Genomic DNA, 25888 nt, shown 5'->3' with positions numbered 1-25888 from the left:
CCGACAATAAAGTTTTGCTCAATACTGCCGATCGCGGGTACCGGTAGCCACTTCCCGATTGCCCTCTGACCTGCGACGGAGAGACCGGGACAACGGCACGTTGGGAGAAGCCCACGGTGTGCTGGCGGGGCACGATCGAGCGACCCCACCCCGCTCCGGCTTGCACCGCGCGTCCGGCGCCGGATGGGGCGGAGAGGAGCACGCCATGTTGGTACTCGTCACGGGTGGCACGGGTTTCGTCGGTTCCCACACGGCCGCCGCCCTCGTATCGGCGGGGCACCGGGTACGCGTCCTGGCCCGCGACGCTGCTCTGGTCACGCCGGCCCTGGCACCGCTGTCGGTGTCCAGCGACGCCGTAGAGGTCGCCGTCGGCGACGTGACCGACGAGCCGGCGGTGACCCGCGCGGTCCGGGGAACCGACGTCGTGGTGCACGCCGCCTCGGTCTACTCGTTCGACAGCCGATCGCACCGAGCCACCAGGCGCACCAACGTACGAGGAACCGAGGTCGTGCTGGACGTGGCCCGCCGCTTCGGGGTGGGCCGCGTCGTGCACGTGTCCACCTTCGGCGCCCTGTTGCCCTCGCCCACCGGGACCGTGGGAATTCAGTCTCCGCCGGGTGCGGCCCGGGAGACGTACCTGGCCAGCAAGGCGGCGGCGGAGCGAATCGCCCGGCGGCACCAGGCCGAGGGCGCGCCGGTGGTGATCAGCTACCCGCCCGCCCTGCTCGGCCCGGACGACCCGAAACTCGGTGATCAGAACGCCCGACTCCGCTACCTGCTGCGTGGCCTGATGCCGATGTGGCCCACCGGCGGTTTCCCGGTCGGCGACGTTCGGGACGTCGCGGCCCTGCACGCGACTCTCGCCGCCGGGACAATTCAGGGCAACCGCCACTTCGGGCCCGGCCGCCATCTGAGCACCCGCGATTTCGTCGCGGCCGTCCGCGACGTTACCGGCCGCCCGCTGCCCACCGTCTTCGTACCCGCTCGGGCGGTGCTGCCCTTCGCCTGGTTCACCGACGTGGTGCAGCGCGTCTGGCCGTGGCACATCCCCGCCGAGTACGGGGCCTGCTACGTGTGCGCCTGCGACGCCCGAACCGAGGACGGTGTGACGGGCTCTCCGCGTCCGTTTGCCGTGACGCTCACCGACACAGTGCGCTGGCTACACCGCTCGGGGCGGTTGACAGCCGCGCAGGCCGGCCGTATCGCCCATCCTGCCGGATCCTCGGCGCGATTCAACGAAGCCGCGGTCACGCGGCGTGAGGAGAAACAACGATGACCGTCACGGAGCCGCACGTCGGCGCCACGTCCAACGACCGCGCCGACGTCGCTTACCGCCAGGTGCGCCGGAACACGGCAGCCCTGCTGGCGGACCCGGCGGCCGACCCGGACCGCCCGGTGCCCCACTGTCCCGGATGGTCGCTCGCGGATCTCGTCGCCCACTTGGTGGAGGTTTGCGCACGCGTGCACGCGCGCATCGGCGGCACTGAGCCTGCTGCGTCGACGCCCGACGACGTGCCGGTGCTGCTGGCGGAGTGGGAACAGCTGAGCCCACTGGTGGAGAACTACCTCGCCGAACCAGGTTCCGTCGACCGGTACATCGTCGTGATGGACGCGTTCACGCACGAACTGGATCTGCGGCAGGCGTTGGGCGTACAGCCGCCGGACGACCACCCCGCGCTGGCCACCGCGATGACCGTCCTGACGACAGGTCTCGCCCGCTCACTGGACGGTCACGGTCTTCCGCCGCTGGAGGTAGCGACCCGGCACGGACGATGGGTGCTGGGAGCGGGTCGACCGGCCACCACGGTGACCGGCCCCTGGTCTGAGGTCTACCTGTCACTCGCCGGTCGGCGCACCGAGACGCAAATTCGGTCGCTGCGGTGGAGTGCGGATCCGTCGCGGTGGCTGCCGGCCTTTACCTGGGGACCGTTCCGAGTGCCGGCAGAACCGTCGGGCGCACCCGGCTCCCCGTGAGCGGGGCGCCAGGGCGACCGGCGGCACGGATCAGGTCATGGCTTGGTCACGAGCCGGCGGACCGGTGAACCGCTTCGACCGGCGACACCGCCGTAGGGCCGGACGCCGGGGACGTTGCTGTCGAGTTCCGGCAGTGCGACGAGGATGGGCAGGTCGAAGACTCCGATGGGGCGCAGCTCCAGGTCGACCGTGAGGTCAACGCCGGCTCGCACGGTGACGGCACCGTGCGAGCCGACCGCCAATGGCCGGCGCATCGAGGGTTGGGCGATGTCGCCGAGGCCGATCGCGGCGGCCCGAAGGTGCCATTCGCCCTCGGGTACGTCACGGAGCAGGTAGTCCCCCGACGCCTCCAGGATGTCACAGGACGCCGGGAGTCCCTGCACGATGGGGCTGTCGAAGACACCGACGTATACCTTGACCGGCACGTCAACCGGCGGGAGGACGAGGCGGCCACCGATGGTGGCCCTGCGACGGGGCCCGGCGGTCCGGGTGCGGGACATCTGAGGGATGCCGTGCTCCGCGAGCCAGCGATAGCGGGCTGGCGAGATGCCCACACTGCGGGTGAACCGGCTGATGAAGGTTCCCAGGCTGTTGTAGCCCACGGCGTAGGCGATGTCGGTGACACTCATGTCGGTTTCCAACAGAAGGTTCTTGGCCTTGTACAGTCGTATTGCGGTAAGGAATCGTCCTGGCGAGGTGCCCGTCTTGGACCGGAACAACCGGGAGAAGTAGAAGCGGCTGAGGAAGGCGGAATCAGCCATCGTATCCAGCGAGAGCGGTTCGTGATAGCGATCCCACATGATCGCAATAGCCTTCTCGATGGCGTTGTGCATAGCAAATCAACTCCATTCACTGGACTGTCCGAGACGACCCGTTCCGCCTCACCCGCACGCCCTTGTACAGCTTTGGCAGATACGAATGCGTCATGCCCCCGCAGTCACACCAAACTGCCACCCCTCGCAAGCTCGACGTCAGCGTCGGCGGCGAGTCGAAGGGGACAGATTCCGAACAGTTGGATAGCCCGCGTCAAGTTTGCCAGCGCAGGGTGCACATCGCCTTCTCGAACACGGCAGCCCAACTCTTCCGACCGGCCTAACACTCGGCATCACAACAGCCCCGACGGGTTACAACGATACCATGAGATCGAGATCATTTAATACGTAAATTTTCTTTCCCACAATGCCCCCTGTGGAGAAGTTGCTCATTTAGTCCAAGTTCTCTGAGGATTTATCGGGCACACCGTTCGCCGACGTGGCGTAACGACCAAGGACGGCAATCTGACGATGCTGAGCAGCAACCGTCCAGGTCCGGCATGGGCCCGCTTGACCGACATTCCGGTCCGGTAGGCTGTCCAGAACACGTCACTGCGGCAGCGGGAGCAGACCACCCAGCCAGCGGGCCGCCGCCATCGCGGCCCAGGAGCAGGTCTCGACCAGGACGAGGTCGTCGGCACCCGCGCTCCGACAGCTCGCCACCACGCCGGGGTCGACCTGGTAGGAGGCGAAGGCCACCAAGAGCGCCAGGCGACCGGCGGCCCGGTGATCACCCGGCAACCCCTCGACGAGTTGCTCCACCCAGGCACGACTGATCCCCCGTGGACTGCCGTGCCAGTCCACCAGGTTGACGAGCACCAGGTCACGGACGGACTCGGGCACCGATCTGCGACCCGCTTCGTCGATCGCGTCGCACGCCCGCCCGAACGCCTGTGCCACGGCCGGGTTACCGCCCGCCCAGGACAGGTCCACCGGCAGCGACGCGGCCGGCAGTAGGTCCAAGGAGCGCCCCGCCGGATGGGACCGCCGTGCGGCACCGCGCATCGCCCAGCCCAGCACCCGCAACACCGGCGACAACGCCAGCTCCGGCATGCCCGGCGGCAGCGGGACGTCCCGTAGGAATACGTTGACCACGCGGTTGAGGTAGTGCAGCAGCACCGCCACCCCGACGAGTTCGGCTGTCTGCTCCGCCGGGAAGGCCGCCCGGGCGGCCGGCGACTGCCGCTCGGTGGGCGCCGCCCAGTCCATTAGTTCCGCCAGGTTCGCCCCGCCTGTCCCCCCCGGGGCCCGGTCCAGGTCCCGAACCCCCAGGGCACCCAGAGCGGTGTTGTGGATGCTCGCGCAGTAGGGGCAGGAGTTGCCCAGCGAGACCGCGGTGGCTACCGCCTCCTTCGACGCCCGCGGCGCGTGGCCCGCGGCGATGAGCGTCTCCCGCATCAGCATCCACGCCGCGGCCAGCATCTCGGGCGCCGGGGCGTGCAAGGCCACCGGCGGCGCGAGCACGCCGAAATCCCTCTCCACCTGCCCGTACACCTGGGCGACCAAACCGTTTGCCCGACGACGGCGAACCGGAGCGACGTAACGGATCTGGGTCAGCCCGAGCGCACCCAGCACCGGCTGAAGCACACTTACCGGCATCACGTACCTCATTCTTCTCTATGATTTGAAACACAGGTTATCGGTCGAACGACACCGTCGGCACGGGTCGGCGGGCCGATCCGAACCCGGGACCGCCGCAGCCGAGAACGCCGGGGTGTAGACACCGACACGGCCCGGGCGTCCACCACACCAATCGGCATCGGACACACACCCTGCCGTCAGCCGCATCTCGAAATCTGCGCCGACATCCGCCCATTGGGACAATACGTAAAGATGCCGCGTGCGTTTCAGTTCTTGCAGCAGGCAATCTGGGAGAGCACCGACACCTCGTCGACGTGCCATCATGGGCCAGCGAAATCTCCGCGCGACCACCGTCGACAACGCTTCCCACCATTTCGGCGCCGCACCAGCTCCGCGCTCCGCATCGCGGTCCGGTGCGACGCCGATGGCCGAGGTGATGCCGCACGGCTGGGCCGACCCCGCCCGAGCAACGAGGGAGAAGACTCGTGGAAACGACGACAGAGCAGTCGGGAGTCAGGGTCCCGTTGATTGACGAGGAGCAGGCACAGGGCCGTACCGCCGAACTGTACGAACAGATCAAAGAGGTCACCGGGCTACCATTCGTACCGGACATGTTCCGTTTGACGTCCACCAATCCGCGCCTGCTCTCGGTGGTGGTTGCCGGATATGACGGGGTCTTCGGCGGCGACACTCTGCCCCGGCACCTGAAGGAACTGATCTCGGCGTGGACGTCCAAGCTCAACGGTTGCCCCTACTGCGTTGGCACACACAGCTGGTTTCTCAGCCAGTTCGGCGGCAGCGACGAGTTGCTGGCGGCCGTGTCCGAGGCGGCAACCGCCGAGGAACTGCCGGTCGACGAACGAACCCTGCCGCTGATGCAGCTGGTGACGAAGGTGAGCACCGGCGCCTACAAGATCACCGACGCGGACTGGGACAGGGCCGCAGCGGCCGGCTGGAGCGACGCGGAGATGTTGGAGGCGGTGTTCTGCGCGTGCCTGTTCGCGTTCATCAACCGGCTGGTGGACGCCACGGGCCTGGGGTCCTCCGTCGACCGCAGCCGCGTCGCGCGGCTGGCCGACGAATGACCACAGGAAAGAGAAGGAGATAATCATGAACCAGTCACGCGCCGTCCTGTTGACCGGAGCCTCCTCCGGTACCGGCCTGTCCTCGGGTAGCGGCAGAGCCACCGCTCTCCGGCTGCACCGGGCAGGCTGGCCGGTCTACGCCACCGGGCGCGACGTCCAGGCCCTGGCAGATCTCGCCGACGAGGGCATCACGGTCATGCACCTCGACGTCAACGACGAGGAGTCGATGGTCACCGCCGTCAAGCGGATCACCGACGAGCACGGGGCGGTCGGCACTCTGATCAACAATGCTGCCTACAGCCTCAACGGCACCATCGGCGAGACGCCGATGGACGAGGTCCGCGCACAGTTCGAAACCAACGTCTTCGGTCTGTGCCGGCTCACTCAACTCGTTCTGCCCGGAATGCGCGAGCAGGGCGGCGGCCGCGTGATCATCATGTCGTCGATCTTCGGCATGTTCGCGACCCCCGGACGGGGTTACTATCAGGCCACCAAGCACGCCCTTGAGGCCATCGGCGACTCGTTGCGCCTGGAGGTGGCCCGCTACGGCATCAAGGTGGTCCTGCTCCAACCGGCGCCCATCCTGGGCGGCTTCGTGCCCGACAGCGTCGCCGACCTGGGCATGGACTCGCACGAAAACCCGGCCCTCTATCAGGAATTCTGGAACCACTTCGTGGACTGGCACCAGGCGTACCGACTCAGCGACAACCCGCCCCTGCGCGGTCGGATCGCGGTCCGCGCGGAGAACGTCGCGAAGGTCCTCGAGAAAGCGGTCACGAGTCCGAACCCGCGCATCCGCTACCGGCTCGGGATGCCACCCCGAGTACTGCCGAAGATGCGGGCACTCATCGGCGAACGGGGATGGGAGCGGTTCGTCCGCTCGTTCTTCCCCATCCCATGAGCACACCGATGGACGGCGCCGACGAGTTTCGTCGGCGCCGCCCGTCGTTGCCCGGTAAGCCCGCATGTCCCACCCGGTCAGAACCGTGGGTCCGCGCGCAGCGATGCTGACCGGCCGTCACGCGGCTTCAACCACAGCAACGCCAGCACTGCGGCAAGCACCGCACCGTCGATGACAAGCAGCGTCGCGCTGAAGGTGTCGATACGGTGGGTGTGCGTGGCGACGGCATCCGTGCCAGCCCGACGGGTGGCATCGTCCAACGGGGCGGGCGGGACTCCGGTGCCCACGCTGAACCGGTGCAGACCGGTGTCGGTCGTCCCGTCAATAAAGGTGACGTGGTAGGCCACCGTGTAGTCGCCGGTGGCGTGCCCGCCCACCGGCAGCCGCAGCACGGTGGGGGCGGCGCGCTTCGGCTCGCCGTCGCCGGCGTCCCTGCCGGTGGAGTCGAGCACCGCAACGTGTGACCGCGCCTCGTCGACGTCGAGCGCGAATGTTAACGTCACCACAGGCGGAACAACGTCGAGCACCGCGCCGGACGTAGGGTAGGTCGACTCCGGTCCGAGGTCCGCCCGCGCCGCACCGGGACCGAGCGTGAGCAGCCCGACCGCCGCCGCGAGCACAGCGACGCCGGCCGCCCACCAACGAGCGCCGGACACCTGGATCAGCTCACGACGCATGAGGCACTACAGGACGGCTGTCCGCACGGTGCCCCGAGCAGCTGCACGTCATCGCTTCCTGCTCACGCTGGTTGGGTCGCAGGTGCAGGTACATCGCGATGAGCATCGGCACGAACACGACCGAGTTGTAGAACAGGTGCAACTCGACCCGTGGCAGCGCCAGTTGGAGGATGCTGGTAGGCACTTTCTGGTCGAAGAAGACCGTGCCGGCCTGCGCCTGCCACAGCAGCAGGAAGTGCTCGATGTGGTGCCAGAACTGGATCGCCAGGGCCACCGTCCACCAGGTGCGTGCCCGACCAACGAAACCACGACGGAGGGCGAACAGGAGCACCAGCATCACGATGGCATAGCCGTAGTGCAGCCACTCCGAGGTGACCAACCAGGGGTAGAACTGACCCAACACACCGCGGGCCTCGGGCCGGGGCATCCCCAGCACCCAGATCTGGTACGCCTGCACCAGATGCTCGGCCCAGTGGGCCACGACGATGAGGAGGAAGACGTTCAACGCTGCCCGATGGTGGGACCCGTTCAGACGCGTGAGCAGCCCAGGTGACGGGGCACTGGCGAGGGATGTGGTCATGTGTCGAGACCTTCCAGGATTGCGGGAGGTGTGTGCCGCAGCGCCGTGCCGGCGCGGAGACGCTCGTCTGCGGTGAAGATATTCATCTCGCTGGCGTCACGGTTCCTTCAGGTTGCCCAATCCCGGTGGTCTGCGCCGCAGGTCAGCTCACGATCCAGTTGGCGTGGAAGCCGCTGGGCACCCGGGCCGGCAGGTGCACGACGGCCACCGGAGGACCGGTGAAGGCGGCCGCATCGAGCACCACCAGGCTGCTCTGGTCGAGTCGGCCGTCGTAGACGAACGTCAGCAACCAGCCGTCGTCCTCTGCGGACAGAGGGCCACGCGGGACGAAGACGGCCTCGCCCGTCTCCCGGTACGGCCCGAAGTCGTGTACCGCGACGGCCCGCCGCACCAGGTCGTGACGAAGGAGCGCCGAACCGCCCAGCACGCCCGCCCCGGTCTGCACGGCGACGGAATAGACGTACCGGTGCGGCATGGTCGTCCGTCGCTCGTCGATCCGCGGGAACTCCTGTGGCACGTCGTCGAGCTGCTCGCTCGCTACGGCGCCACCGGTCAGATCCAGCGTCCAGCGCCACAGCGTCGGCGCGGACTCACCGGGTGTGTGCAGGTCACGGTCGAAGACCCGTTCGTGACGCACCACGTCGATCACGCACCGGTCGTCGATCTCGTAGGCGTTGACCGGGTGGAAGACGAAGCAGGGATCAACGTCGAACCACCGTGGGACGGTGCCACGACGGATCCGGGACAACAGGCCGATACGGGCCGGTCGCCCTGGCGACCACGCGTAGGGAAACCGAGAGCCGGCCCGGGCGAGTACCGGGTCGAAGGTGACCGGAAGGTCGAACAACACCGAGTGGCGGTCGGTCAGGGCCAGGGAGTGCATCAGGGGCGGCCCGGACACCTCTATCCGATCGCAGTGGCTCACCCTCCCCCATGGAGTTATGACGAGGTGCTCGACGTACGGCAGCTCGTGGTGGTAAGCGACCGCGAACAGCTCCCCGGTCACCGGGTCACGCTGGGCGTGGGCGGCGAAGCCGTGTGGCAGGGTGGCGTCGAAGTCGACCCGCGCGACGGATTCGAGCTGGGCGTCGAGCTCGATCGGCAGAACCCCGGCCTCGCCGAGGACGAGGGTGCGGCCACCGTGCTGGATGACGTTGCCGTTGGCGTTGTCCGACAGCCCGTGCCGAGGGCCGGGCAGGGGAAGCTCACCCAGTACGCGGGCCGCCCGGTCGGTGCGGATCCACCGGTTGCGGTACCACGCGGCCTTCCCGCCGCGCAGCCGCACTCCGTGCGCCATGCCGTCGCCCACGAAGGTGTGGCCGGATCGTCGGCCGTCGACCGGGTTCGGGCCGACCCGGACGAAGCAGCCGTCGAGCTCCTGCGGTAGCTGACCGGTGACCACCAAGTCGACCTCGGTCATCTCGTTGGCGACCGGACGTTGGTTGTCCGGCAGTGCGAGGGACTGCTGGGCGTGGGCGACGACGACGCTCATGACACTCCTCCACCGACCGGATCCCGAACGGTTGACGTATCGCGGTTACGTAACGACGTTACTTTATCGACGGTACGTCGGTGCGTGAGAGCATGTCAACGTGAGTCCCCGCCGGATCGATCCGAACCTGACGAACGCCCTGCTGGAAGCCGCAGCGCGGCTACTGGCCGAGGAGGGTGCCGCCGGTTTCACCACCCGACGGCTGGCCGCGGCGGTCGGCACCTCGACGACGGCCGTCTACACCCACTTCGGCGGGATGGACAACCTGGTCCGGACACTCGTACACAAGGGCTTCGCCCGGCTGCACCAGCGCATGTCCACGGTGCGGGCGACCGCCGACGCGGTCGCCGACGTCATCGCACTCGGGTACGCGTACCGGGCGAACTCGCTGGCGCACCCGCAGCTCTATCAGGTCATGTTCGGTAGCACGGCCCTCGGCGGGTTCGCCCTCGCCGACGGCGACCGTCAGCACGGCCGCTACACCCTCGAGCCGCTGGTCGACGCGGTGGCCCGGGCTAACGCCCAGGGGCGGTTCCGCGTAGGCGACCCGCTGCTGGTGGCTCAGAACATGTGGATCGCGCTGCACGGACTGGTGAGCCTGGAACTCGGCGGCTACCTGATCGCTCCGTACGGCGCCGACATCTGTTTCGAGGCGCAACTGCGCTCGCTCATGGTCGGTGCAGGCGACGACCACGAGGCGACGGATGCCTCGCTCGCCCGCGCCCGGCGTCGCCGGTCCCCCCGCGTCTGAGGAACGTTCGCCCCGGCAGGTGGACCGCCCAGGCGGTGAGCAACGGCGGAGAAGCAGCGCGCAGTGCCCGATGTGATGCTCGTGACGGGTCCCGTACTCGTCCGCAACGGAAGCGCATCCACTCCTGCGAAGCACGCCGACAGGATCACCCACGCTCCTTACGTACCGAAGGACACCGATGACGCACACATTCGACTACCTGGTAGTCGGGTCCGGCTCCGCCGGAGCCGCGCTGGCGGCACGCCTGAGCGAGGACCTCACCCGAAGAGTCCTCCTGCTTGAGGCAGGTCCCGACTTCGCCACGGTCGCTGAGACTCCGCCCGATCTGCTCGACGGTAGCGCCATGTCGATGGACATCCACGACTGGCACTACAAAGCCGAGATCACCGACCGCCGCCGGATCATCTACCCGCGAGGGAAGGTGACCGGCGGATCCTCCGCCGTCGGCGCTACCATCGCGCTGCGCGGCACGCCCGACAACTTCGACGAGTGGGCTGCCATGGGCAACCCGGCCTGGGCCTGGAACGAGGTGCTGCCCTTCTACAAGCGGCTCGAGGACGACCTTGACTTCGACGACGAGTTCCACGGCAGGGGAGGGCCCATCCCCATCCGGCGCTGGAAGACCCACGAGATGGCCCCCGTGCAGCAGGTGTTCCACGACGCCTGTGTCAAAGCCGGATTCCCGGACGTGGAGGATCACAACCACCCGCAGGCCACCGGCGTCGGACCGATCCCGTCGAACCGCCGCGACACCCGGACCCGGTTCTCCACGGCCATGGGTTACCTCAGCGAGGCCCGCAACCGCGAGAACCTTGAAATTCGCTCCGGGGTGCAGGTCAGTCGGGTGCTGTTCACCGGCAACCGAGCGCGTGGCGTCGAGGTCGTCAAACCGGGCGGGGGCGGCACCGAAGTGATCGAGGCCGCCACTGTCGTGTTGGCTGCCGGCGCGGTCAACTCACCGGCGATCCTCCTGCGCTCGGGCATCGGACCCGCCGCCGACCTGCGCCGGCTGGGCATCGACGTGGTGCTGGACCGGGCCGGAGTGGGTGCCAAGGTGATCGACCACCCCCGCACCGGCGCGTTCATGGTGCCCCAGACCGGAAGCTTCGACCCCCGGGACGCGTTCCTACAGACGATCCTGCGCACCACCGCGCCGAATTCGACCGAGTTCAACGATCTCCAGTATTACATGATCAACCACTTCGACCTGACGCTCTTCCCCGAGTTGCAGATGCTCGCCGCCGCGAAGACCATCTTCGGCGTGATGGTCGTGCACCAACGGCCCGAGTCCCGGGGGCGGCTCGCCCTCACCTCCGCCGACCCGACCGCGCCACCGGATGTCGCGCTCAACTTCCTCGATACCGAACGCGACGTCCAGACCCTCATCGCGGCGGTCCGCCAATGCTGGCAGTTCATGCAGACGCCGGGAATCAACGACAAGGGCCAACGGTTCGTGGTGCTCGGTGAGGAGATGGCCGAGGACGACGAGTTGATGCGACACTACGTGCGGCTCAGTCTGGACAGCGGCTATCACCCGGTCGGCACCGCGCCGATGGGCACAGCCGACGACGAGAGTGCAGTCGTCGACGAACGCCTGCGGGTGCATGGCGTCGACGGCCTTTACGTCTGCGACGCCTCCGTCATGCCGTCCATCGTCAACTGCAATACCAACCTCACCTCGATCATGATCGGTGAGCGGCTCGCCGGCTGGCTCCGCGAAGGCTGACCGACAGGCGCTGGCGAGGGCGCCCCGCGGTACGCGACCGCGGGGCGCCCCCGCGTGCCCGTGTCACTTCAGCGGCAGGCCCCGGGCGTAGCGGACACCACCCTCGACCTGGCACCGCACATCCCCGTCCTCGACGCAGGTACTGGGCGCGAAAAGTAACCAGCCCGCATGGGCCGACTGGTGACGTCGAATTGTCGAGCAGTTCCCGGAGCCGGATCGCGAGACCCTCGTCGTAGGTCACCCGGCCATCGCGGGATGGCCTCAGTGGCTGCCCACACCCACTGGGATCGACACGGCTCCGGACACCCGGATGCGGTGTGCGGAGCGCCAGGGGGGACGACGCTCCGCACACCGCGGCTGATGGGTCTGACCCGCGGCCAGGGTCTGCACCCGCAGCAAACCCCGGCTGAGACCTAGACCGGGTATTCGCTGACGTTGCGCGGCACCGGCACCGGGGCCGGCTGCGTGGCCTCGGCGGTCGGCTCGGCTTCCTGACGCTGCGTCGTCGCCGGCCCGTCCGGCGTACCCCTGTCCCGCAGGCCGAACCAGATCAGCGCCACAGACACCAGGATCGCCACGATCTGCACCTGCATGGCGAAGTGGATGCCGTCCAGCACGTCGGACCGACTGGCCACGAGAGCCCCGAAGATCGGGATGCCGATCGTGACGGCGATCTGCTGGGCAAGGGTGGCCAGACCAGTCGCCAGGCCCTGCTGCGAGTCGTCCAGGTGCGAGGTGGCCGTCACCGTGTAGGCCACCACGGCCGTGACATGCCCGAAGTACATCAGGAAGAGGCAGGGCACGACCAGCAGCAGGCTCGGCGTGGTCGAAGTCCCGGTCAGCAGCAGCGGGACCGTGGTCAGACCCTGCACCAGCAGCCCGACCGTGAGCACCGAACGGTAGCCGTACCGACCGATCATGCGGCCAGCTATGACGCCGGCCACGATCGCCACCAGACCCGGCACACCGAACACCAGGCCAGTGGTGAAAGGTTCGAGCCGCAGCACGTCCTGCATGTAGAGCGTCAGGCCGAAGTTGATGCCACTGGCCATCACGAAGGCCACCATGCCGCCGTAGTTGCCCCATTTGATGTTCGGCCGGTTGAGCAGCGCCAGCGACACCAGGGGCGCCTTGGCGCGCATCTCGACCACCCAGAAGGCGGCGATGAACACCACGCCGACGACGAATCCGATCCAGCTCTGCATGCTGACCCCGTAGACCAGGGCGAGCAGACCGGCGGTGACGGTGACCGCGCCGGGCACATCCAGCCGGACCCCGGCGGGGCGGACGCTCTCCTTGATGACCAACGGCGTCAGCACCAAGATGGCCGCGGCAACCGGCACGTTGATCCAGAAAGCCCACCGCCAGTCCAGGGCGCTGACCAGACTGCCGCCGACGAGCGCCCCGACGGTGAAGCCGCCAGAGAGCAGCGCCCCGTTGAGACCGAGTACCCGGGCCCGCGCCCGGGCGTCGGACACCGTCGTGATGAGCAGCGCCATCGCCGCAGGAATGGCGATCGCGTTGGCGACACCCTGCAGCGCGCGAGCACCGAGCAGCATCACCGGATTGGTCGCCAGACCGCCTAGCAGCGAGGCCACTGTCAACAGGGCGATCCCGGTGAGGAACAGCCGACGTCGGCCGAACAGGTCGGCGACCCGACCGAACAGGAGCGTGAATCCCGCTGCGGGTAGCGCGTACGCGCTGGCGACCCAGGGCAGGTCGGCCAGTTCCAACCCGACACCCTCGCCCATCCGCGGCAGCGCCACATTGAGGATCGAGAAGTCGACCGACAGCATGAATTGGGCGCCGAGCAATACGAAAAGAGCAAGCTTCTGCGCGGAGCTGAGCTGCTCCGACGTGCTCTGGTTCTCCGCCATGAACACGAACCCTAGGCAGCCGTGCAGCCCGTACCCATCTCCCTGCCGTACGTACCACTGGCAGTGGCACCCTGGGCACTCGATGTGCTGGTTCCGTTGACGCACACTACCCCGAACAGACGCTCCTCGAACTTGCTCGATCTCTCTGGCGTGCGGAAGGGCCGGTTGCCCCGGGCGTCGTAGCCCCGGGGCAACCGGCCCCGGTGTCAGTCGACCAGGACGCCGCATCCGACGGTGGTGATCGAACCGGTAAGGCCGCTGGACAGGTCCGAGGCGAGGTAAACGGCAGTGCCGGCGACATCGGCGAGCGTCACCGCCCGGCCCAGCAGCGGATTGGGCATGCCGGGCTTGGCGGCAAGCATGTCCTCCAGAGTGGCCCCGTTTGCCTCCGCCGCACGCCGCCACGTCTGGCGAACGTACGAGCCGTGCTGCACACTCTCCGGGATCGCATCGGGTCGCAAGCAGACCACCCGAACCCCGAACGGTCCCATTTCTCCGGCCAGTTCGCGGGAGAGCGACTCGATGCCGGCACAGGCTACACCGAAGCCGCCGGAGGGCATCGGCGCGCGAGCGGCCGACGTGGACAGGATCACCACGACGCCGGACCCCTGCTGGGCCATCTGCCGAGCCGCCGCGGTGGCGGTGACGAACTGGGTCCGGACGAAGATGTTGATCGGCATCAGGAAATCGTCCAAGGACATGTCACGCAGCGGGACGCCCTGGATGTGATCCAGTCCGACGGCGTTGAATGAGATGTCGAGCCGGCCTGCCTCGGCCACCACCGTTTCGGCGTGCGCGTCGACCGATGCCCCATCGAGGGCGTCCACGTGGTGGGCGTACGCCCGGCCGCCCTCGGCGGTGATTTCCTTCGCAACCATCTCGACCTTGTCGAGGTTATGTCCGGCCAGATAGATGGTGGCGCCCTCGCGGGCGAAGGCACGCGACACGGCGGCGCCGATCGCACCCCCGGCACCGTAGACGATCGCGGTCTTGCTCTCCAGCAGCATGAGTGGTTCCCCTCGTCGTGGGCTGGCCCGATGGCACCGGACCCGGTTTCACCAGACCGACGGGGAGTACACCCGAAAATATACATCTCCTGGTGGTTTATTTCGTGTCATCCTGATAACCACCGGTGATCTCCGTCAGCCGCCCTCGCAGGTACCGCCGTTCGGTGTCGTTGCCGGCGAGTTCCAACGCCTGCCGGTACGCCCCGGCCGCCTCCCGCCGTCGACCCAGCCGGCGCAGCAGGTCGGCACGGACCGCCGGAACCAGATGATGGCCGTCCAAGTCGCCCGTACGATCTATCTGCTCCACCAGGGCCAACCCACGTTCGGGCCCGTGCACCATGCCGATTGCGATCGCCCGGTTCAGCCGCACCACCGGCGACGGTGTCAGCTCCGCGAGTTCCCCGTAGAGACCGACGATCTGGGCCCAGTCGGTACTCGCGGCGTCCGGTGCCGTGGCATGACACGCCGCGATCGCCGCCTGGATCTGGTAGGGGCCGGGTCGGCCGCCGCCGAACGCTCGGTCCAGCAACCCCACCCCCTCGGCCACCTGGGAGTGGTCCCACCGTCGACGATCCTGCCGGTCCAACGGCACCAGCTGACCGTCGGCGTCCAGCCGAGCCTGATGCCGGGCATCCTGCAACAGCATCAGCGCAAGCAGCCCGAGTGTCTCCGGATCGTCCGGCAGCAGCCCAGCCAGCAGGCTGGTCAGCCGGATCGCCTCGGCACACAGGTCGCGCCGGATCAGGTTCGCGCCGGCGGTTGCCGCATATCCCTCGGTGAACAGCAGGTACAGCACCGCACGCACCGCAGTGGCCCGACCGGGCAGTTCACCGGCCGGCGGCGACTCGCCCCGTAGGCCGGCAGCACGGACGGCACGCCGCGCCCGCACCAACCGCTGCGCAAGCGTCCCGTGCGGCACCAGGAGGACCCGGGCGATCTCCGCGGGAGTGAGCCCCACGACGACACGCAGGGTCAACGCGACCTGGGCCGGCAGTGTCAGCGCGGGGTGGCAGCACGTGAAGATCAGCCGCAGCGTGGCGTCCCTGATCAGGGGCGGGACCTGAGGCTGGTCGCCGTACCTTGTGACGATCGCCGCCGCCTCGCGCAGCCGCCTGGTCCGCACGGTCTCCTGTCGGAGGCGGTCCACAGCCCGGTTACGCGCCACGGTGGTCAGCCACGCGCCGGGCCGGCGCGGCACCCCGCCCCTGGGCCAACTCTCCAACGCGGCGGCGAAAGCGTCCTGCACGCAATCCTCAGCCAGGCCGCAGTCCCGGGTGAGCTCGACAAGCGCGCCGACGAGCTGGTGGTACTCCCGCCGGAAGGTCTCCGTCACGGCGGCGTCAACCTCGAAGGTCACAAGGTCCAGACCGGCCTCACCTCGATCGCGCCGAGCGTGGCGAAGGGGTGCAGGGCGGCCAACTCGACCGCCTCGTCCAGGTCCGCGCAGTCGAGCAGGACGAATCCGCCCACCTGCTCCCGGGCCTCGCTGAACGGGCCGTCGGTGACCAGCGTGCGGCCGGTCCGGCTGCGAACAGTGCGACCGGACCGACCGGAGTGCAGTCGCCGCCCACCGGCGAATGCCCCGCGCCGCCGCACCTCCTCCAGCCAGGCGCGGTGCTGCGGCTGTTCGTCGATCTCCGCCGGACTCAGCTGGCCGGCCTCATCGTGAAAGATCACCAGTGCGTATTCCACGGTCCCCCTCCCGGGTCCGCGCATTACAACGACGCAGGCACCCGGAGGGACGCGATCGGCGCAAGCTTTCCCCCACTCGGGCCGGCACGACAGACTCCGCCACCAGGCGGCGGGAAGCACGCTGGAAGAAGCGCGGCAGGGTCGGCTCGGACAGTCTTGGAGCAACCCACGCCCGCTGAGGAGGAACCTCATGCGTACATCACAGGTCACCGTCAACGATATCGACATCGCGTACCGCGAACTGGGCGAAGGGCCGCTGGCACTGCTGGTGCACGGGTTCCCCTTCACTCCCAACTCGTTCCGTCACCTGATGCCGGTGCTGGCCGACGCCGGCTTCCGGGCAGTGGCCCCGTGGACACGCGGTTTCGCGCCCAGTGCCGTCCCAACGCCGGGCCGTGAGCACCTCTCGGACATGATCGCCGACGTCAACACGCTGCACGAGATCCTCGGCGGGGACGAGCAGGCGGTGCTGATCGGGCACGACTTCGGCGCGGCCACCGCGTGGGGGGCGGTGGTGCAGGAACCACAGCGCTGGTCCCGACTGGTCGCCTGTGACGTGCCACCGTTCCAGTTCTTCGGTGAGTACCTGCTGGACCCTCGCGGCATCAACATCCAGGCCCACTTCTGGTTCTTCCAGATGGCCGCCGCCGACGAGCTGGTCGCTGCCAACGACCTGGCGTTCCTGGAGTTCATGCTGCACAAGTACTCGCGCGACGGCTACGACGTGACGCAGGATCTGGCCGACGTTCGGGCCTCACTCGGCACCCCGGAGAACCTACGCGCCGCACTCGGGATGTACCGCACCAATTTCCCCGCTCAGACGTTCGGCAGCCCCGAGTGGGCGGCCCGTCACGAAGCACTGTGGGGAGCCCTGCCGACCCAGCCGACGTTGAACATCTTCGGCGTCCAGGACGTCGCGTTCGCGATGGACGAGGCCAAGCTCGCCCGGATCGTCGAGGCGCTCCCGAAGGGGTCGGCCGGTGCGCTGGTCCCCGACTCCCGCCACGTTCCGCTCACCGAACAGCCCGAGATCACCAACGGCCACATCATGCACTTTCTTGCCGAGACCGCGTGACCGGGGCCGGCCGGGCCGGGAGGGCCCATCCCGCCCGGCCGGAAGCTGTTGGTACCCCCGCGATAGGTACCACTGGCACTGTCATACTGAGTCTCATGAATCCGCTGGGCGAGTTTCTCCGTTCGCGACGCGGCGCCCTCCGGCCGCTCGACGCCGGCCTGATCCGCTACGGCGAACGCAGACGCGTCCCCGGACTCCGCCGCGAGGAGCTGGCCCAGCTCGCCGGCGTCAGCGTCTCCTACTACACCCGGCTGGAACAGGGCCAAGCCAACAACGTCTCCGACGAGGTCCTCCACGCGATCGCCCGGGCGTTGCGGCTCGACGGCGACGAGCGGGAACACCTGTTCACATTGGCCCGACCCGGCCGCGACGTCCCTACCCGCCCCGGCCGGGCCACGACGGATCCTCCGGTACTGCATCAGATGCTGGCGATGATGCCGGACGTGCCGGCGATGGTGCTCACTCCCGCGACCGAGGTGCACACCTGGAACCCGCTCGGCCACGCCCTGCTCGCCTGGCATCTCGATCGGGCACCCAACATGAGCAGAGCGGTTTTCCTCGACCCACGGACACGCGACCTCTACGCGGACTGGCCGACCAAGGCCCGCTCCGTGGTGGCCTACCTGCGGATGGCCACCGGCAGGTACCCGCACGACGCGCAGGTCGTCGGCCTGGTCGAGGAGCTGTTGTCGCTCTGCCCCGAGTTCACAGAGATGTGGGCCGAGCATTCCGTCAGCACCTGCGAGACGATGAAACTCGACCTGGTCCACCCGGTGGTCGGGCCACTGACGGTCGACCAGTGCACGCTGCGGCTGGAAGAAGATCCGGCCCTGATGCTGGCTACGTTCACCGTCGAGGCCGGTTCGCCGTCGGCAACGGCACTTCGCATGCTGGCTGGCCTGCCCCGACGACCCGCCGCGCCGATGCCCGTACCCCGGCGCGGCCTCACCGTACGGTAGACCGCCGTGGCGCCATGCCCACGGAAGGTCATACGCGCCGGCAGCCGGTCCCCGACAACGGCGGTGACGCCACATCGGGAACCGGCTACCACAGCAACGGAGCGGCGCCCACCGCCCGTTGTCACTGCTTCTCGGCCTCCGCCGGCTGACGCCGCGTGGGCCCGTCGTGCCTGACCTGCCGGACCTCGAACTTGTCCATACCGGTCCACCAGTTCTCACCCGGGCCGGAACCCTGATCGGCCTCGTACCGGTCGTGGTGTCGCCACCAGTCCCACGGATGCGACAGCCCCTCCTCCTGCCGGCCAAGCGGGGTGACGTCCAGATAGTTGTAGGTGTTGATGAACACCTCGCCGCCCCGGTCGAACACCGAGCTGGCGTGGAAGATCCTCTCGCCGTCGCGAATGAAGGAACTAACCGCCGGCAGCTCACCCTTTTCCATGGTGACGTTGAAGTCGTAGTTGAATTCACTGCCATACGACGAGACCCAGGGAATGTGTGTCCAACCCATGCGCGCCTTGAACCGCTCGATCTTCTCCAACGGAGCGCGGGCGATCATGACGAAGGACGTGTCCCGGGCGTGCATGTGCGACAGGTGCCCGACGTTGTCAGCCTGCATCGAGCAGCCGGCGCAGCCCTCCTCCCACTGTGGATCGAACATGAAGTGCCGGACGACCAGCTGACGCCGGCCCTGGAACAGGTCGAGCAGCGTCACCTCGCCGGTAGGCGAGTCGAAGACGTACCTCTTCTCGACCGGGACCACGGGCATCGACCGCCGCGCGGCGCTGAGCTGGTCACGGGCGCGGGTCAGCGCCTTCTCCTCCTCCAGCAGCCGCTCCCGGGCGGCCTTCCATTCCTCACGCGAGACGATCTGCGGAAAACTCATCGTTCCTCCCTCTGGGGTCACCGGCCAGCTGAAGGGAGGCCGGGCGGCACCTGCGACTCTGGCACGGGGCCGATCAGCAGACTTCTCCGTTCGTGCCCTGTGCGATCCAGCGATCCGGCAGTCACAACGGCAATCCGGAAGAGGAATCGGCGCCCGGTCTGTGACAGCGTCAGTGGCGTTTGACCGACAGATTCCCGGTCGATCCGGTCACCTCTCGAGGAGGACACGTGTCCACGACCACCGAAGTACCCACCCGCGAGGAGTTGGTCCGGCGCGCCGCGGATCTCGTGCCGTTGCTACGCAAGCACGCGGCGTGGCAGGAGGAGAGCCGCCGCCTCCACGACGAGACGGTCATGGCGATCGAGGACGCCGGCCTGTTCCGGCTCCGTACCCCTCGTCGTTACGGCGGCTACGAGGTGGACGCACGCACACTGGTGGCGGTCGCCACCGAGCTGGGCCGCGGCGACGCCAGCACGGCCTGGGTCACGTCTGTGCTGTGGATCCCCACCTGGCTCGCGGGGCTGTTCCCCGACGAGGCCCAGGACGAGGTCTTCGTCGCCCCTGACGCGCGGGTGTGCGGAACCAACAGTATCGGCGGTACGGCCGTTCCCGCCGAAGGCGGAGTCGTCGTCAAGGGCAGCTGGCACTTCATCAGCGGGGCGCACCATGCCCAATGGCAGGAGATCGCTGTCGTGCTGCTGCGACCGGACGTAGAACCGGAGCCGATCATGGCGTTGGTGCCGATCGAGAGCCTTGAGATCGTCGATGACTGGTACACCACCGGCCTGACCGCCACCGGCAGTGTCACCACTGCCCTGCAGGACGTGTTCGTGCCGAACAGCCATGTCATTCCGATGAGCGCGGCGATGATTCCACAGGGCCTGTCCATCGGTAACGCGAACTCGCCGGTGTGGCGTACCCCGGTGGCGTTGACAGCTGCCGCCTCGGGTGTGGGCGCGGCGGTCGGGGTGGCGATGGCCGCCCGGGACGAGTTCTTCGACCGGCTCCCCGGCCGGAAGATCACCTACACCGAGTACGAGGAACAGGCCGAGGCACCGATCACGCACCTCCAGGTCGGCACCGCTCTGATGAAGATCGACCAGGCAGAGTTCCACGCCTATCGTGCCGCCGACACGGTCGACGCCAAGGCGGCCAGCGGCGCCGAGTGGACGATGGAGGAACGGGCGCGAGTGCGGGCCGACCAAGGCTGGGCGGTCCGGCTGGCGAAGGAGGCGGTGGGCATCTTCGCCGCAGCCAGTGGTGGCACCTCCATCTACCGCGACGTGCCGATCCAACGGATCGCCCGGGACATCAACGCCATGAGTCTGCACGGGCTCCTCAACCCCGACACCAACACCGAACTGTACGGCCGGGTCGTCTGCGGCCTGCCGCCGAACACCCTCTTCGTCTAGACCCGCACACCGACTCGGCGGGTCGCCCGGCACACCCCCCGGCCGGGCGACCCGCCGCACCCGTCGCGGGGTCGGCACGGGCAGGTGTCGACACCCGTACCGCGGAAGGAGCACCATGAACTACACGGACATCGTGCACCTGGTCAACACTGACCCGGTAGCTCAGATCCTGATCGAGTCGCCGGTGGCGATGCGGTTGGGGTATGTGGGACTGGACGGGCACCCGCGCACCGTACCCGTCGCCTACCTCTGGAACGGCAAGGCGTTCGTCTTCGCCAGCCCCACGACCGCCTACAAGGTCAGGGCGATCGCGGCGCACCCGCAGGTGTCCTTCAGCGTCGACACCTACTCGGCCGAGGTCCGTGACAAGGTCGTGGCGAGACTCGGGCCGACGGTCAGCGCCTACACCCCCGTCGTCATGCTGGTGCGCGGCACAGCGTCGATCGAGGTCCGGCCTGGCGTTCCGGACGAGCACGTCCAGGCGTCGTGGCGGATGTTCGCGGACAAGAGCCTGGCGCCGGGTTGGGAACAGCAGAAGCGTGCGCACACCACGGACATGGCGCTGATCACGATCATCCCGACTCACGTCACGCTGTGCGACTTCGTGACACGCTTCCCCCCGCCGGTAGAGGTCAACGCCCCCGCCCACGATCCCGCCCACGGTGCGAACGACAGTTGCAGCCGAACGTCGAGGGCAAATTCGGCGGTGTCATCCACTACGACCGGCGCCGACCGCAATCGCGGCTACTGACGGCCGCGCGACCAGAGGAGCGAGCACGTGACCGATCTGGCAGCCACCGCCGACCGCCTCCGGTCGATGCACGTACGCGGCAACCCACTCGTTATCATCAATGCCTGGGACGTCGCCAGCGCCCAGCGCGTCGTGGCGGCCGGCTGCCGCGTCGTGGCGACCTCCAGCGCGGCGATCGCCGCGTCCATGGGGTTGCCGGACGACGCGTCATTCCCCGTACCAGCCATGTTCGAGACACTCGGACGTATCGCCGACGCTGTCGAGGTCCCGGTGAGCGCCGACCTGCTCGACGGATACGGCCTCGACTCGGCCGAACTCGTCGACCGCCTCCTCGCCTCCGGCGTGGTCGGTTGCAACCTTGAAGACTCCGACCACAGCCGGCCCGGCAAGATGCTCGACCCCGTTGACGCCGCCCGGCGGCTCAGGGCGGTGCGGGTCGCAGCCACCCGAGCCGGGGTCGACATCGTGATCAACGCTCGCGTGGACACCTACCTGCACCGTGGCCCCGGCGCCACCGACGACGTCCTGGAGCGCGGGCACCGCTACCTGGAGGCCGGCGCCGATTGTGTCTACCCGATCCGGCTGCGGGACCCCGCCGTCGTCGGCGACCTCGTCGAGCAACTCGACGCCCCGATCAACGCCAATCCGGGCGGCGGTGCGACCGTCCCCGATCTGGCGGCGGCCGGGGCCAGCCGCCTCTCCATCGGCCCGATGGCGTTTCACTCCAGCCTCGCCGCACTGGACCGCACTGCCGCTGACCTGCTGACTCCCACCGTCGCTGGGTAAGATACCAGCTGGATCGCCGGCCCACGGCGATTGGCCTGCCCGCGTGGTGGTCCCGGCCGCCACCGTCACCGACCGGAACTGACGGTCCATGGCGGACACATGGTCCCACCGGCGCTCGCCGTTGTGACCGGGTCGATCACGTCCGGATGGCTCTGCCCTCGCCGACCTGGGCCGAACACCGCCGCGTACGCCGCCTGTAAGGAACTCGTAAGGCCGCCCGGGCGGCGACCGGGCTAGCATCCGCTCATGCTCGGCATCCGTACCGCCCCTGCCGTCGCCGCCCTCGCCGCGGCCGTCCTCGCCCTGACCGCCTGCGGTGACACAGCGCCGCCCGCCGCCCCGAAGAGCACGACTGCCGGGCCGAGCGCGGCGGCTCAGCCGACACCGTCGGGTCCCGCCGCGTCGACGGCGAGCACCGGCGAACAGACGATCCCGCAGACGCTCTCGTTCAGTGCCCGGACTGTCGACGGTGACAGCTTCGCGGGAAGCACCCTCGTCGGCAAGCCGGCGGTGTTGTGGTTCTGGGCGGCCTGGTGTAGCCGGTGCCGTGCGGTGGCCGGCGAGGTCGCCGCTGTGCAGCAGGACAACGCAGACCGGGTCAACGTGATCGGCGTGGCCGGGCTCGGCAGCGGCGACGAGGCGATGAGACGGTTCGCGGAGCAGACCGGGATCGACCGCTTCCCCAACCTGGCCGACGACGACGGTCAGGTGTTCCGCCGCTTCGAGGTGACCAGCCAGGAGCAGTATGTGCTGCTCGACTCCGCCGGCACTGTCGTGCACTCGGGACCGCTGTCGCAGCAGGACCTGCGCAAGCGGGTCACCGGTCTGAGCTGACCATGACAGACACTCCGTACGGCCTCGCTGTCGGGGCCGGGCTGTTGGCTGCGGTCAACCCCTGTGGCTTCGCACTGCTACCGGCGTACCTGTCGATGCTGGTGCTGGGTGACGAGCCGTCAGCCGAGCGGGACGCGCTTGCCTCCGTCGGTCGGGCGGTGGCGTTGACCGGTGCCATGACGCTCGGGTTCGTCGCGGTGTTCGGCGCGTTCGGGCTGCTCGCTGCCCCCGCGGCGGACGCGGTCGCCCGGCACCTGCCCTGGGTGTCGATCCTCATCGGGCTCGCCCTGGTGGCTGCCGGTGGTTGGCTACTGGCGGGGCGCCAGTTGCCCACCTTCACGCCGAAACTGGCCACCGGGCCGGAGGTCCGCCGACGGTTCGGCTCGATGGTGCTGTTCGGTGCGGCCTACGCGATCGCTTCGCTCGGATGCACCATCGGCCCGTTCCTCGCCGTCGTGGTCGCCGCGTTCCGCGCCGGATCCGCCCTGTCCGGCGTCGCCCTGTTCGTGGCGTACGCCTTCGGTATGGGGCTTGCGGTGGGGGCAGCCGCGCTGGCCGTCGCGCTGGCGCGTGAGTCGCTGGTGCGCCGCGCCCGCCGGGCTTACTCGCTGCTCGGGCGGGTCGCTGGGCTGCTGCTGGTCATCACCGGCGGATACGTGGCCTGGTACGGCTGGTACGAGGTGCGGACGTTCTCCGGTCGCGGTGCTGTGGACGACCCGATCATCGAAGCAGCCGGTACCGTCCAGACAGCGGTCAGCACTCGGCTGGCAGAGCTGGGGCCGTGGACGGTCGCAACGGTGGTGCTGACGCTGCTCGCCCTGGCCGTAGGGATCACCCTGTGGCGCCGGCATCGGCGGGGCCGTTGAGGAACGCCCACATTGTGTCGTGTACATGGTCGGCATGAGTCTTGACTTGAACAGGTCTCTGGCCGGTGCTGTGGTCACTCCCGCCGCGCGGCTGATCCTGCTGAGCGGCTGATCCTGCTGAGCGGCCAACTCGTCGCCGCTGAGCCAGGCATCGGCTTTCCTGCTGGTGAGGCCGGCATGGTAGGCGTTCTCCGAGACTGTCGCGCCCGGTGCCTTCCCGTCGAGATCCTGCACCACGATGCCTTGGTGATCGCAGCCCGGGTCGTCGTGCGCCCCGAACCGGTCGCCGGCTGGCGACCGGCCCAGCGCAACGGAGAGCCGTACGTGTACCCGGTTCGATGGCGGCACCGGGTCGTTCGGTTCGCCGGAGGTGTTCGAGGCCCTGACCGATGACGAAGCCCGGGAGGACCTGATCGCCGCTTCCCCCACTTGAGGCAGACGGACGCTACCTGACCTGGTCTGGCTGTACCACCGACGGCGACATCGCCTGTTTCCTCACCGACTTCGGCGACCTGGAGCACCAGGCACGGCACTGAACTGCTTAAACCACCCTCGGTACCCTGCTCGGATTGGGCGGGGCGTAGGCGGAAGGGAGCCGACTAGGCCCACGGTCAGCGGATCAGCAGGCCGATCTCCGGCGAGCCCGGCACGCCTGACCCGCCGAGCGCGCGAGCCGCCATCCCCGATTCGTCCGCCAGTTCCTCCAGACTCAGCGTCGCCCAGTCGTAGGTGTCCTCCACGGTCCTGACGACTTCGCCGCCGGACAGCACTTTCCAGGTTGTCCGCCAGCGCATGAGCTTGGGTGCAGCCACGTCGGCCGAAGTCCACCATTCGTAGGTCTGGGTGCCGATCGTCTCGCGGAGCATGCGGATGGGCGGTAGTGGGCGGGCTTCGTGCCCGCCCATCAGTTCGACGGCCACCGGCGCTCCCACCGGTAGGCGGCTACGTAGCACTTCCCACAGGCGGCCCCGATCGGCGGTGTCCAGGTGGCCGAGTACGCCGAAGATGACGGCGGTGCTGATTTGCTCGGGCAACCGCAAGTCGGGTGCCTGATCAGCGACAACTGTGACCCGCCTGCGCAGGTCGGGATCGTTCAGCACCCGACTGGTCAGGATCGCGCGCATGGGGGCGGAGGGCTCGACGGCCAGGATGGTGGCGGTGCGCAGCCGGTTCGCGATGAGTTCGGTCAGCCGGCCGGTGCCGGCGCCGATCTCGACGACCGGTCCATGCGACGGTTCGACGGACCGTAACGCCGTCACCAACGGGCCGGAGCTGGTCCGGACGTGCCGCTGCGCGACCATGTCGTAGAACTCTGCCGAGGTGCTGTAGAAGTCGGTAGCCATGTGTTGCTCCTCGATCCGATCAGGGGGTGCTGGGCCAGGCATTGAGCGCCGGTAGGCCGAGCCGGGATAGCACCGCCGCGACGACCTCCCGGCGCCGCGGCGTGAGGAAGAAGTGGTCGCCGGGGAACGTGGACACGGTGGAACGGCCGCTGGTCACGGCCGCCCAGCCGGCACCGTCTGCGGCGCTGCATTCAGGGTCGGCATCGCCGACGAGCACCATGATCGGGCAATCCAGCGGTGGTGCGGGCTGCGCGACGTAGGTCTCCGACAGCCGGTAATCGTTGCGGACCACGCTCAGCACGGCACGGCGCAGGTCCGGATCCGCGAGCACCTCCGCTGGCGTCCCGCCCAGGCGCCGCAGCTCTGCGATGAGCACGTCGTCGTCTCCGCGATGCACCTCACCTCGGCGCGGTTCGGTCGGCGACTGCCGTGCACAGGGAACCAGTAGATCCGGACCCGGCTGCCCTCGGCGCCGGAGCTCCTGCGCCACCTCATAGGCGACGGCTGCTCCCATGCTGTGCCCGAGCAGCACGTACGGCCGGCGAAGCCCCTGAGACATCAGTTCGTCGGTGAGCAGCCGAACCAGGTCTGGCATCCGGTCGATCAGTGGTTCACCGAACCGGGACTCCCGTCCCGGGTACTGCAGTACGTGCAAGTCGACGTACGGCGGCATGACCGCACGCCACGGGCGGAAGGCGCTCGCACTTCCACCGGCGTGCGGGAAGCAGATCAGGCGATGCATAAATTTCCATTTCCAGGCAGCATTAAATTGCCCTTCGGGCCGTTCGCGAATGGTGCGTAATTCGTTTTTCAGCGGTAGACTG

General features: G+C 68.5%; 25 protein-coding genes. 13 read left to right on the top strand and 12 right to left on the bottom strand.

All coding sequences use genetic code 11. The features are described 5' to 3' along the window. The first annotated feature begins 205 nt into the window (after positions 1-205). Together HCA58_RS12435 and HCA58_RS12430 are read left to right on the top strand one after the other, a co-directional pair. Entirely contained in the window at positions 206-1276 is a 1071-nt protein-coding gene (locus HCA58_RS12435) for an SDR family NAD(P)-dependent oxidoreductase (RefSeq protein WP_169597959.1), read from the top strand. Next, positions 1273-1974: a maleylpyruvate isomerase family mycothiol-dependent enzyme gene (locus HCA58_RS12430; RefSeq protein WP_169597958.1), complete on the top strand. Its 702-nt coding sequence runs from the start codon at positions 1273-1275 to the stop codon at positions 1972-1974. Before HCA58_RS12435 ends, HCA58_RS12430 begins: the two co-directional genes overlap by 4 nt. A gap of 35 nt (positions 1975-2009) precedes the next feature. Here the strand turns inward: HCA58_RS12430 and HCA58_RS12425 are convergent, their stop codons facing one another. Then, the gene (locus HCA58_RS12425) at positions 2010-2774 is read right to left on the bottom strand and encodes a helix-turn-helix transcriptional regulator (protein ID WP_277351250.1); all 765 of its coding nucleotides are present in this window, start codon (positions 2772-2774) and stop codon (positions 2010-2012) included. Positions 2775-3335: 561 nt separating this feature from the next. Then, positions 3336-4385 carry a carboxymuconolactone decarboxylase family protein gene (locus HCA58_RS12420; RefSeq protein WP_169598069.1) on the bottom strand — a complete coding sequence of 350 codons (1050 nt, stop codon included), beginning with the start codon at positions 4383-4385 and terminating at the stop codon, positions 3336-3338. Between the two features lie 467 nt (positions 4386-4852). Here HCA58_RS12420 and HCA58_RS12415 point away from each other — a divergent pair, with 467 nt between their 5' ends. After that, positions 4853-5452 carry a carboxymuconolactone decarboxylase family protein gene (locus tag HCA58_RS12415; protein WP_169597956.1) on the top strand — a complete coding sequence of 200 codons (600 nt, stop codon included), beginning with the start codon at positions 4853-4855 and terminating at the stop codon, positions 5450-5452. A 25-nt stretch (positions 5453-5477) separates the two neighbouring features. Further along, positions 5478-6353, top strand: a complete 876-nt coding sequence (locus HCA58_RS12410) for an SDR family NAD(P)-dependent oxidoreductase (protein ID WP_169597955.1) — start codon at positions 5478-5480, stop codon at positions 6351-6353. 77 nt (positions 6354-6430) lie between these two features. On the opposite strand, the gene HCA58_RS12405 is transcribed toward HCA58_RS12410, so the two are convergent. From HCA58_RS12405 to HCA58_RS12395, 3 genes are all read right to left on the bottom strand, one after another. Then, on the bottom strand, positions 6431-7030 hold the full coding sequence (locus HCA58_RS12405) for a copper resistance CopC family protein (protein WP_169597954.1): 600 nt from the start codon (positions 7028-7030) through the stop codon (positions 6431-6433). Continuing rightward, on the bottom strand, positions 7020-7610 hold the full coding sequence (locus tag HCA58_RS12400) for a hypothetical protein (protein ID WP_169597953.1): 591 nt from the start codon (positions 7608-7610) through the stop codon (positions 7020-7022). Before HCA58_RS12400 ends, HCA58_RS12405 begins: the two co-directional genes overlap by 11 nt. A gap of 142 nt (positions 7611-7752) precedes the next feature. Then, positions 7753-9102 (bottom strand): carotenoid oxygenase family protein, encoded by a 1350-nt coding sequence (locus tag HCA58_RS12395; protein ID WP_169597952.1) that lies wholly within the window; start codon positions 9100-9102, stop codon positions 7753-7755. A 100-nt stretch (positions 9103-9202) separates the two neighbouring features. Between HCA58_RS12395 and HCA58_RS12390 the strand changes: the two genes are divergently transcribed. Next, complete coding sequence (locus HCA58_RS12390; protein ID WP_169597951.1) at positions 9203-9853, top strand: TetR-like C-terminal domain-containing protein; 651 nt, start codon at positions 9203-9205, stop codon at positions 9851-9853. Positions 9854-10031: 178 nt separating this feature from the next. Next, on the top strand, positions 10032-11579 hold the full coding sequence (locus tag HCA58_RS12385) for a GMC family oxidoreductase N-terminal domain-containing protein (protein ID WP_169597950.1): 1548 nt from the start codon (positions 10032-10034) through the stop codon (positions 11577-11579). Positions 11580-11992: 413 nt separating this feature from the next. Here the strand turns inward: HCA58_RS12385 and HCA58_RS12380 are convergent, their stop codons facing one another. From HCA58_RS12380 to HCA58_RS12365, 4 genes are all read right to left on the bottom strand, one after another. Beyond that, positions 11993-13456: an MFS transporter gene (locus HCA58_RS12380; protein WP_169597949.1), complete on the bottom strand. Its 1464-nt coding sequence runs from the start codon at positions 13454-13456 to the stop codon at positions 11993-11995. 206 nt (positions 13457-13662) lie between these two features. After that, the gene (locus HCA58_RS12375) at positions 13663-14463 is read right to left on the bottom strand and encodes an SDR family oxidoreductase (protein WP_169597948.1); all 801 of its coding nucleotides are present in this window, start codon (positions 14461-14463) and stop codon (positions 13663-13665) included. A gap of 97 nt (positions 14464-14560) precedes the next feature. Further along, entirely contained in the window at positions 14561-15796 is a 1236-nt protein-coding gene (locus tag HCA58_RS12370) for a sigma-70 family RNA polymerase sigma factor (RefSeq protein ID WP_346775974.1), read from the bottom strand. A gap of 20 nt (positions 15797-15816) precedes the next feature. Then, positions 15817-16155 (bottom strand): YciI family protein, encoded by a 339-nt coding sequence (locus HCA58_RS12365; RefSeq protein WP_205808457.1) that lies wholly within the window; start codon positions 16153-16155, stop codon positions 15817-15819. A 190-nt stretch (positions 16156-16345) separates the two neighbouring features. Here HCA58_RS12365 and HCA58_RS12360 point away from each other — a divergent pair, with 190 nt between their 5' ends. Both HCA58_RS12360 and HCA58_RS12355 read left to right on the top strand, forming a co-directional pair. Then, the gene (locus tag HCA58_RS12360) at positions 16346-17230 is read left to right on the top strand and encodes an alpha/beta hydrolase (protein ID WP_169597945.1); all 885 of its coding nucleotides are present in this window, start codon (positions 16346-16348) and stop codon (positions 17228-17230) included. A gap of 95 nt (positions 17231-17325) precedes the next feature. Further along, positions 17326-18189, top strand: coding sequence for a helix-turn-helix transcriptional regulator (locus HCA58_RS12355; protein WP_205808455.1), 864 nt, complete (start codon positions 17326-17328; stop codon positions 18187-18189). Positions 18190-18310: 121 nt separating this feature from the next. Here HCA58_RS12355 and HCA58_RS12350 read toward each other — a convergent pair whose 3' ends face one another. Then, entirely contained in the window at positions 18311-19072 is a 762-nt protein-coding gene (locus tag HCA58_RS12350; RefSeq protein WP_169597944.1) for a DUF899 domain-containing protein, read from the bottom strand. 227 nt (positions 19073-19299) lie between these two features. Between HCA58_RS12350 and HCA58_RS12345 the strand changes: the two genes are divergently transcribed. The 5 genes from HCA58_RS12345 to HCA58_RS12325 all read left to right on the top strand — a co-directional run bounded on the left by HCA58_RS12345 (position 19300) and on the right by HCA58_RS12325 (position 23721). Continuing rightward, positions 19300-20484, top strand: coding sequence for an acyl-CoA dehydrogenase family protein (locus tag HCA58_RS12345; protein WP_169597943.1), 1185 nt, complete (start codon positions 19300-19302; stop codon positions 20482-20484). 115 nt (positions 20485-20599) lie between these two features. Beyond that, the gene (locus tag HCA58_RS12340) at positions 20600-21235 is read left to right on the top strand and encodes a pyridoxamine 5'-phosphate oxidase family protein (protein WP_169597942.1); all 636 of its coding nucleotides are present in this window, start codon (positions 20600-20602) and stop codon (positions 21233-21235) included. Between the two features lie 27 nt (positions 21236-21262). Further along, a complete protein-coding gene (locus HCA58_RS12335; protein ID WP_169597941.1) occupies positions 21263-22021 on the top strand; it encodes an isocitrate lyase/phosphoenolpyruvate mutase family protein in 759 nt (252 codons plus the stop codon). A gap of 246 nt (positions 22022-22267) precedes the next feature. Then, positions 22268-22855 carry a redoxin domain-containing protein gene (locus HCA58_RS12330; RefSeq protein ID WP_169597940.1) on the top strand — a complete coding sequence of 196 codons (588 nt, stop codon included), beginning with the start codon at positions 22268-22270 and terminating at the stop codon, positions 22853-22855. 2 nt (positions 22856-22857) lie between these two features. Next, a complete protein-coding gene (locus HCA58_RS12325) occupies positions 22858-23721 on the top strand; it encodes a cytochrome c biogenesis protein CcdA (protein WP_169597939.1) in 864 nt (287 codons plus the stop codon). A 611-nt stretch (positions 23722-24332) separates the two neighbouring features. Here the strand turns inward: HCA58_RS12325 and HCA58_RS12320 are convergent. Together HCA58_RS12320 and HCA58_RS12315 are read right to left on the bottom strand one after the other, a co-directional pair. After that, a complete protein-coding gene (locus HCA58_RS12320) occupies positions 24333-25064 on the bottom strand; it encodes a class I SAM-dependent methyltransferase (protein WP_169597938.1) in 732 nt (243 codons plus the stop codon). A 19-nt stretch (positions 25065-25083) separates the two neighbouring features. Beyond that, entirely contained in the window at positions 25084-25806 is a 723-nt protein-coding gene (locus tag HCA58_RS12315) for an alpha/beta fold hydrolase (protein WP_169597937.1), read from the bottom strand. Positions 25807-25888: the final 82 nt, after the last annotated feature.

The organism is Micromonospora sp. HNM0581 (genome assembly GCF_012726175.1).
Lineage (GTDB): Bacteria > Actinomycetota > Actinomycetes > Mycobacteriales > Micromonosporaceae > Micromonospora.
The sequence above is the reverse complement of the archived record's forward strand: the minus strand, read 5'-3'. Positions and strand labels throughout refer to the sequence as shown.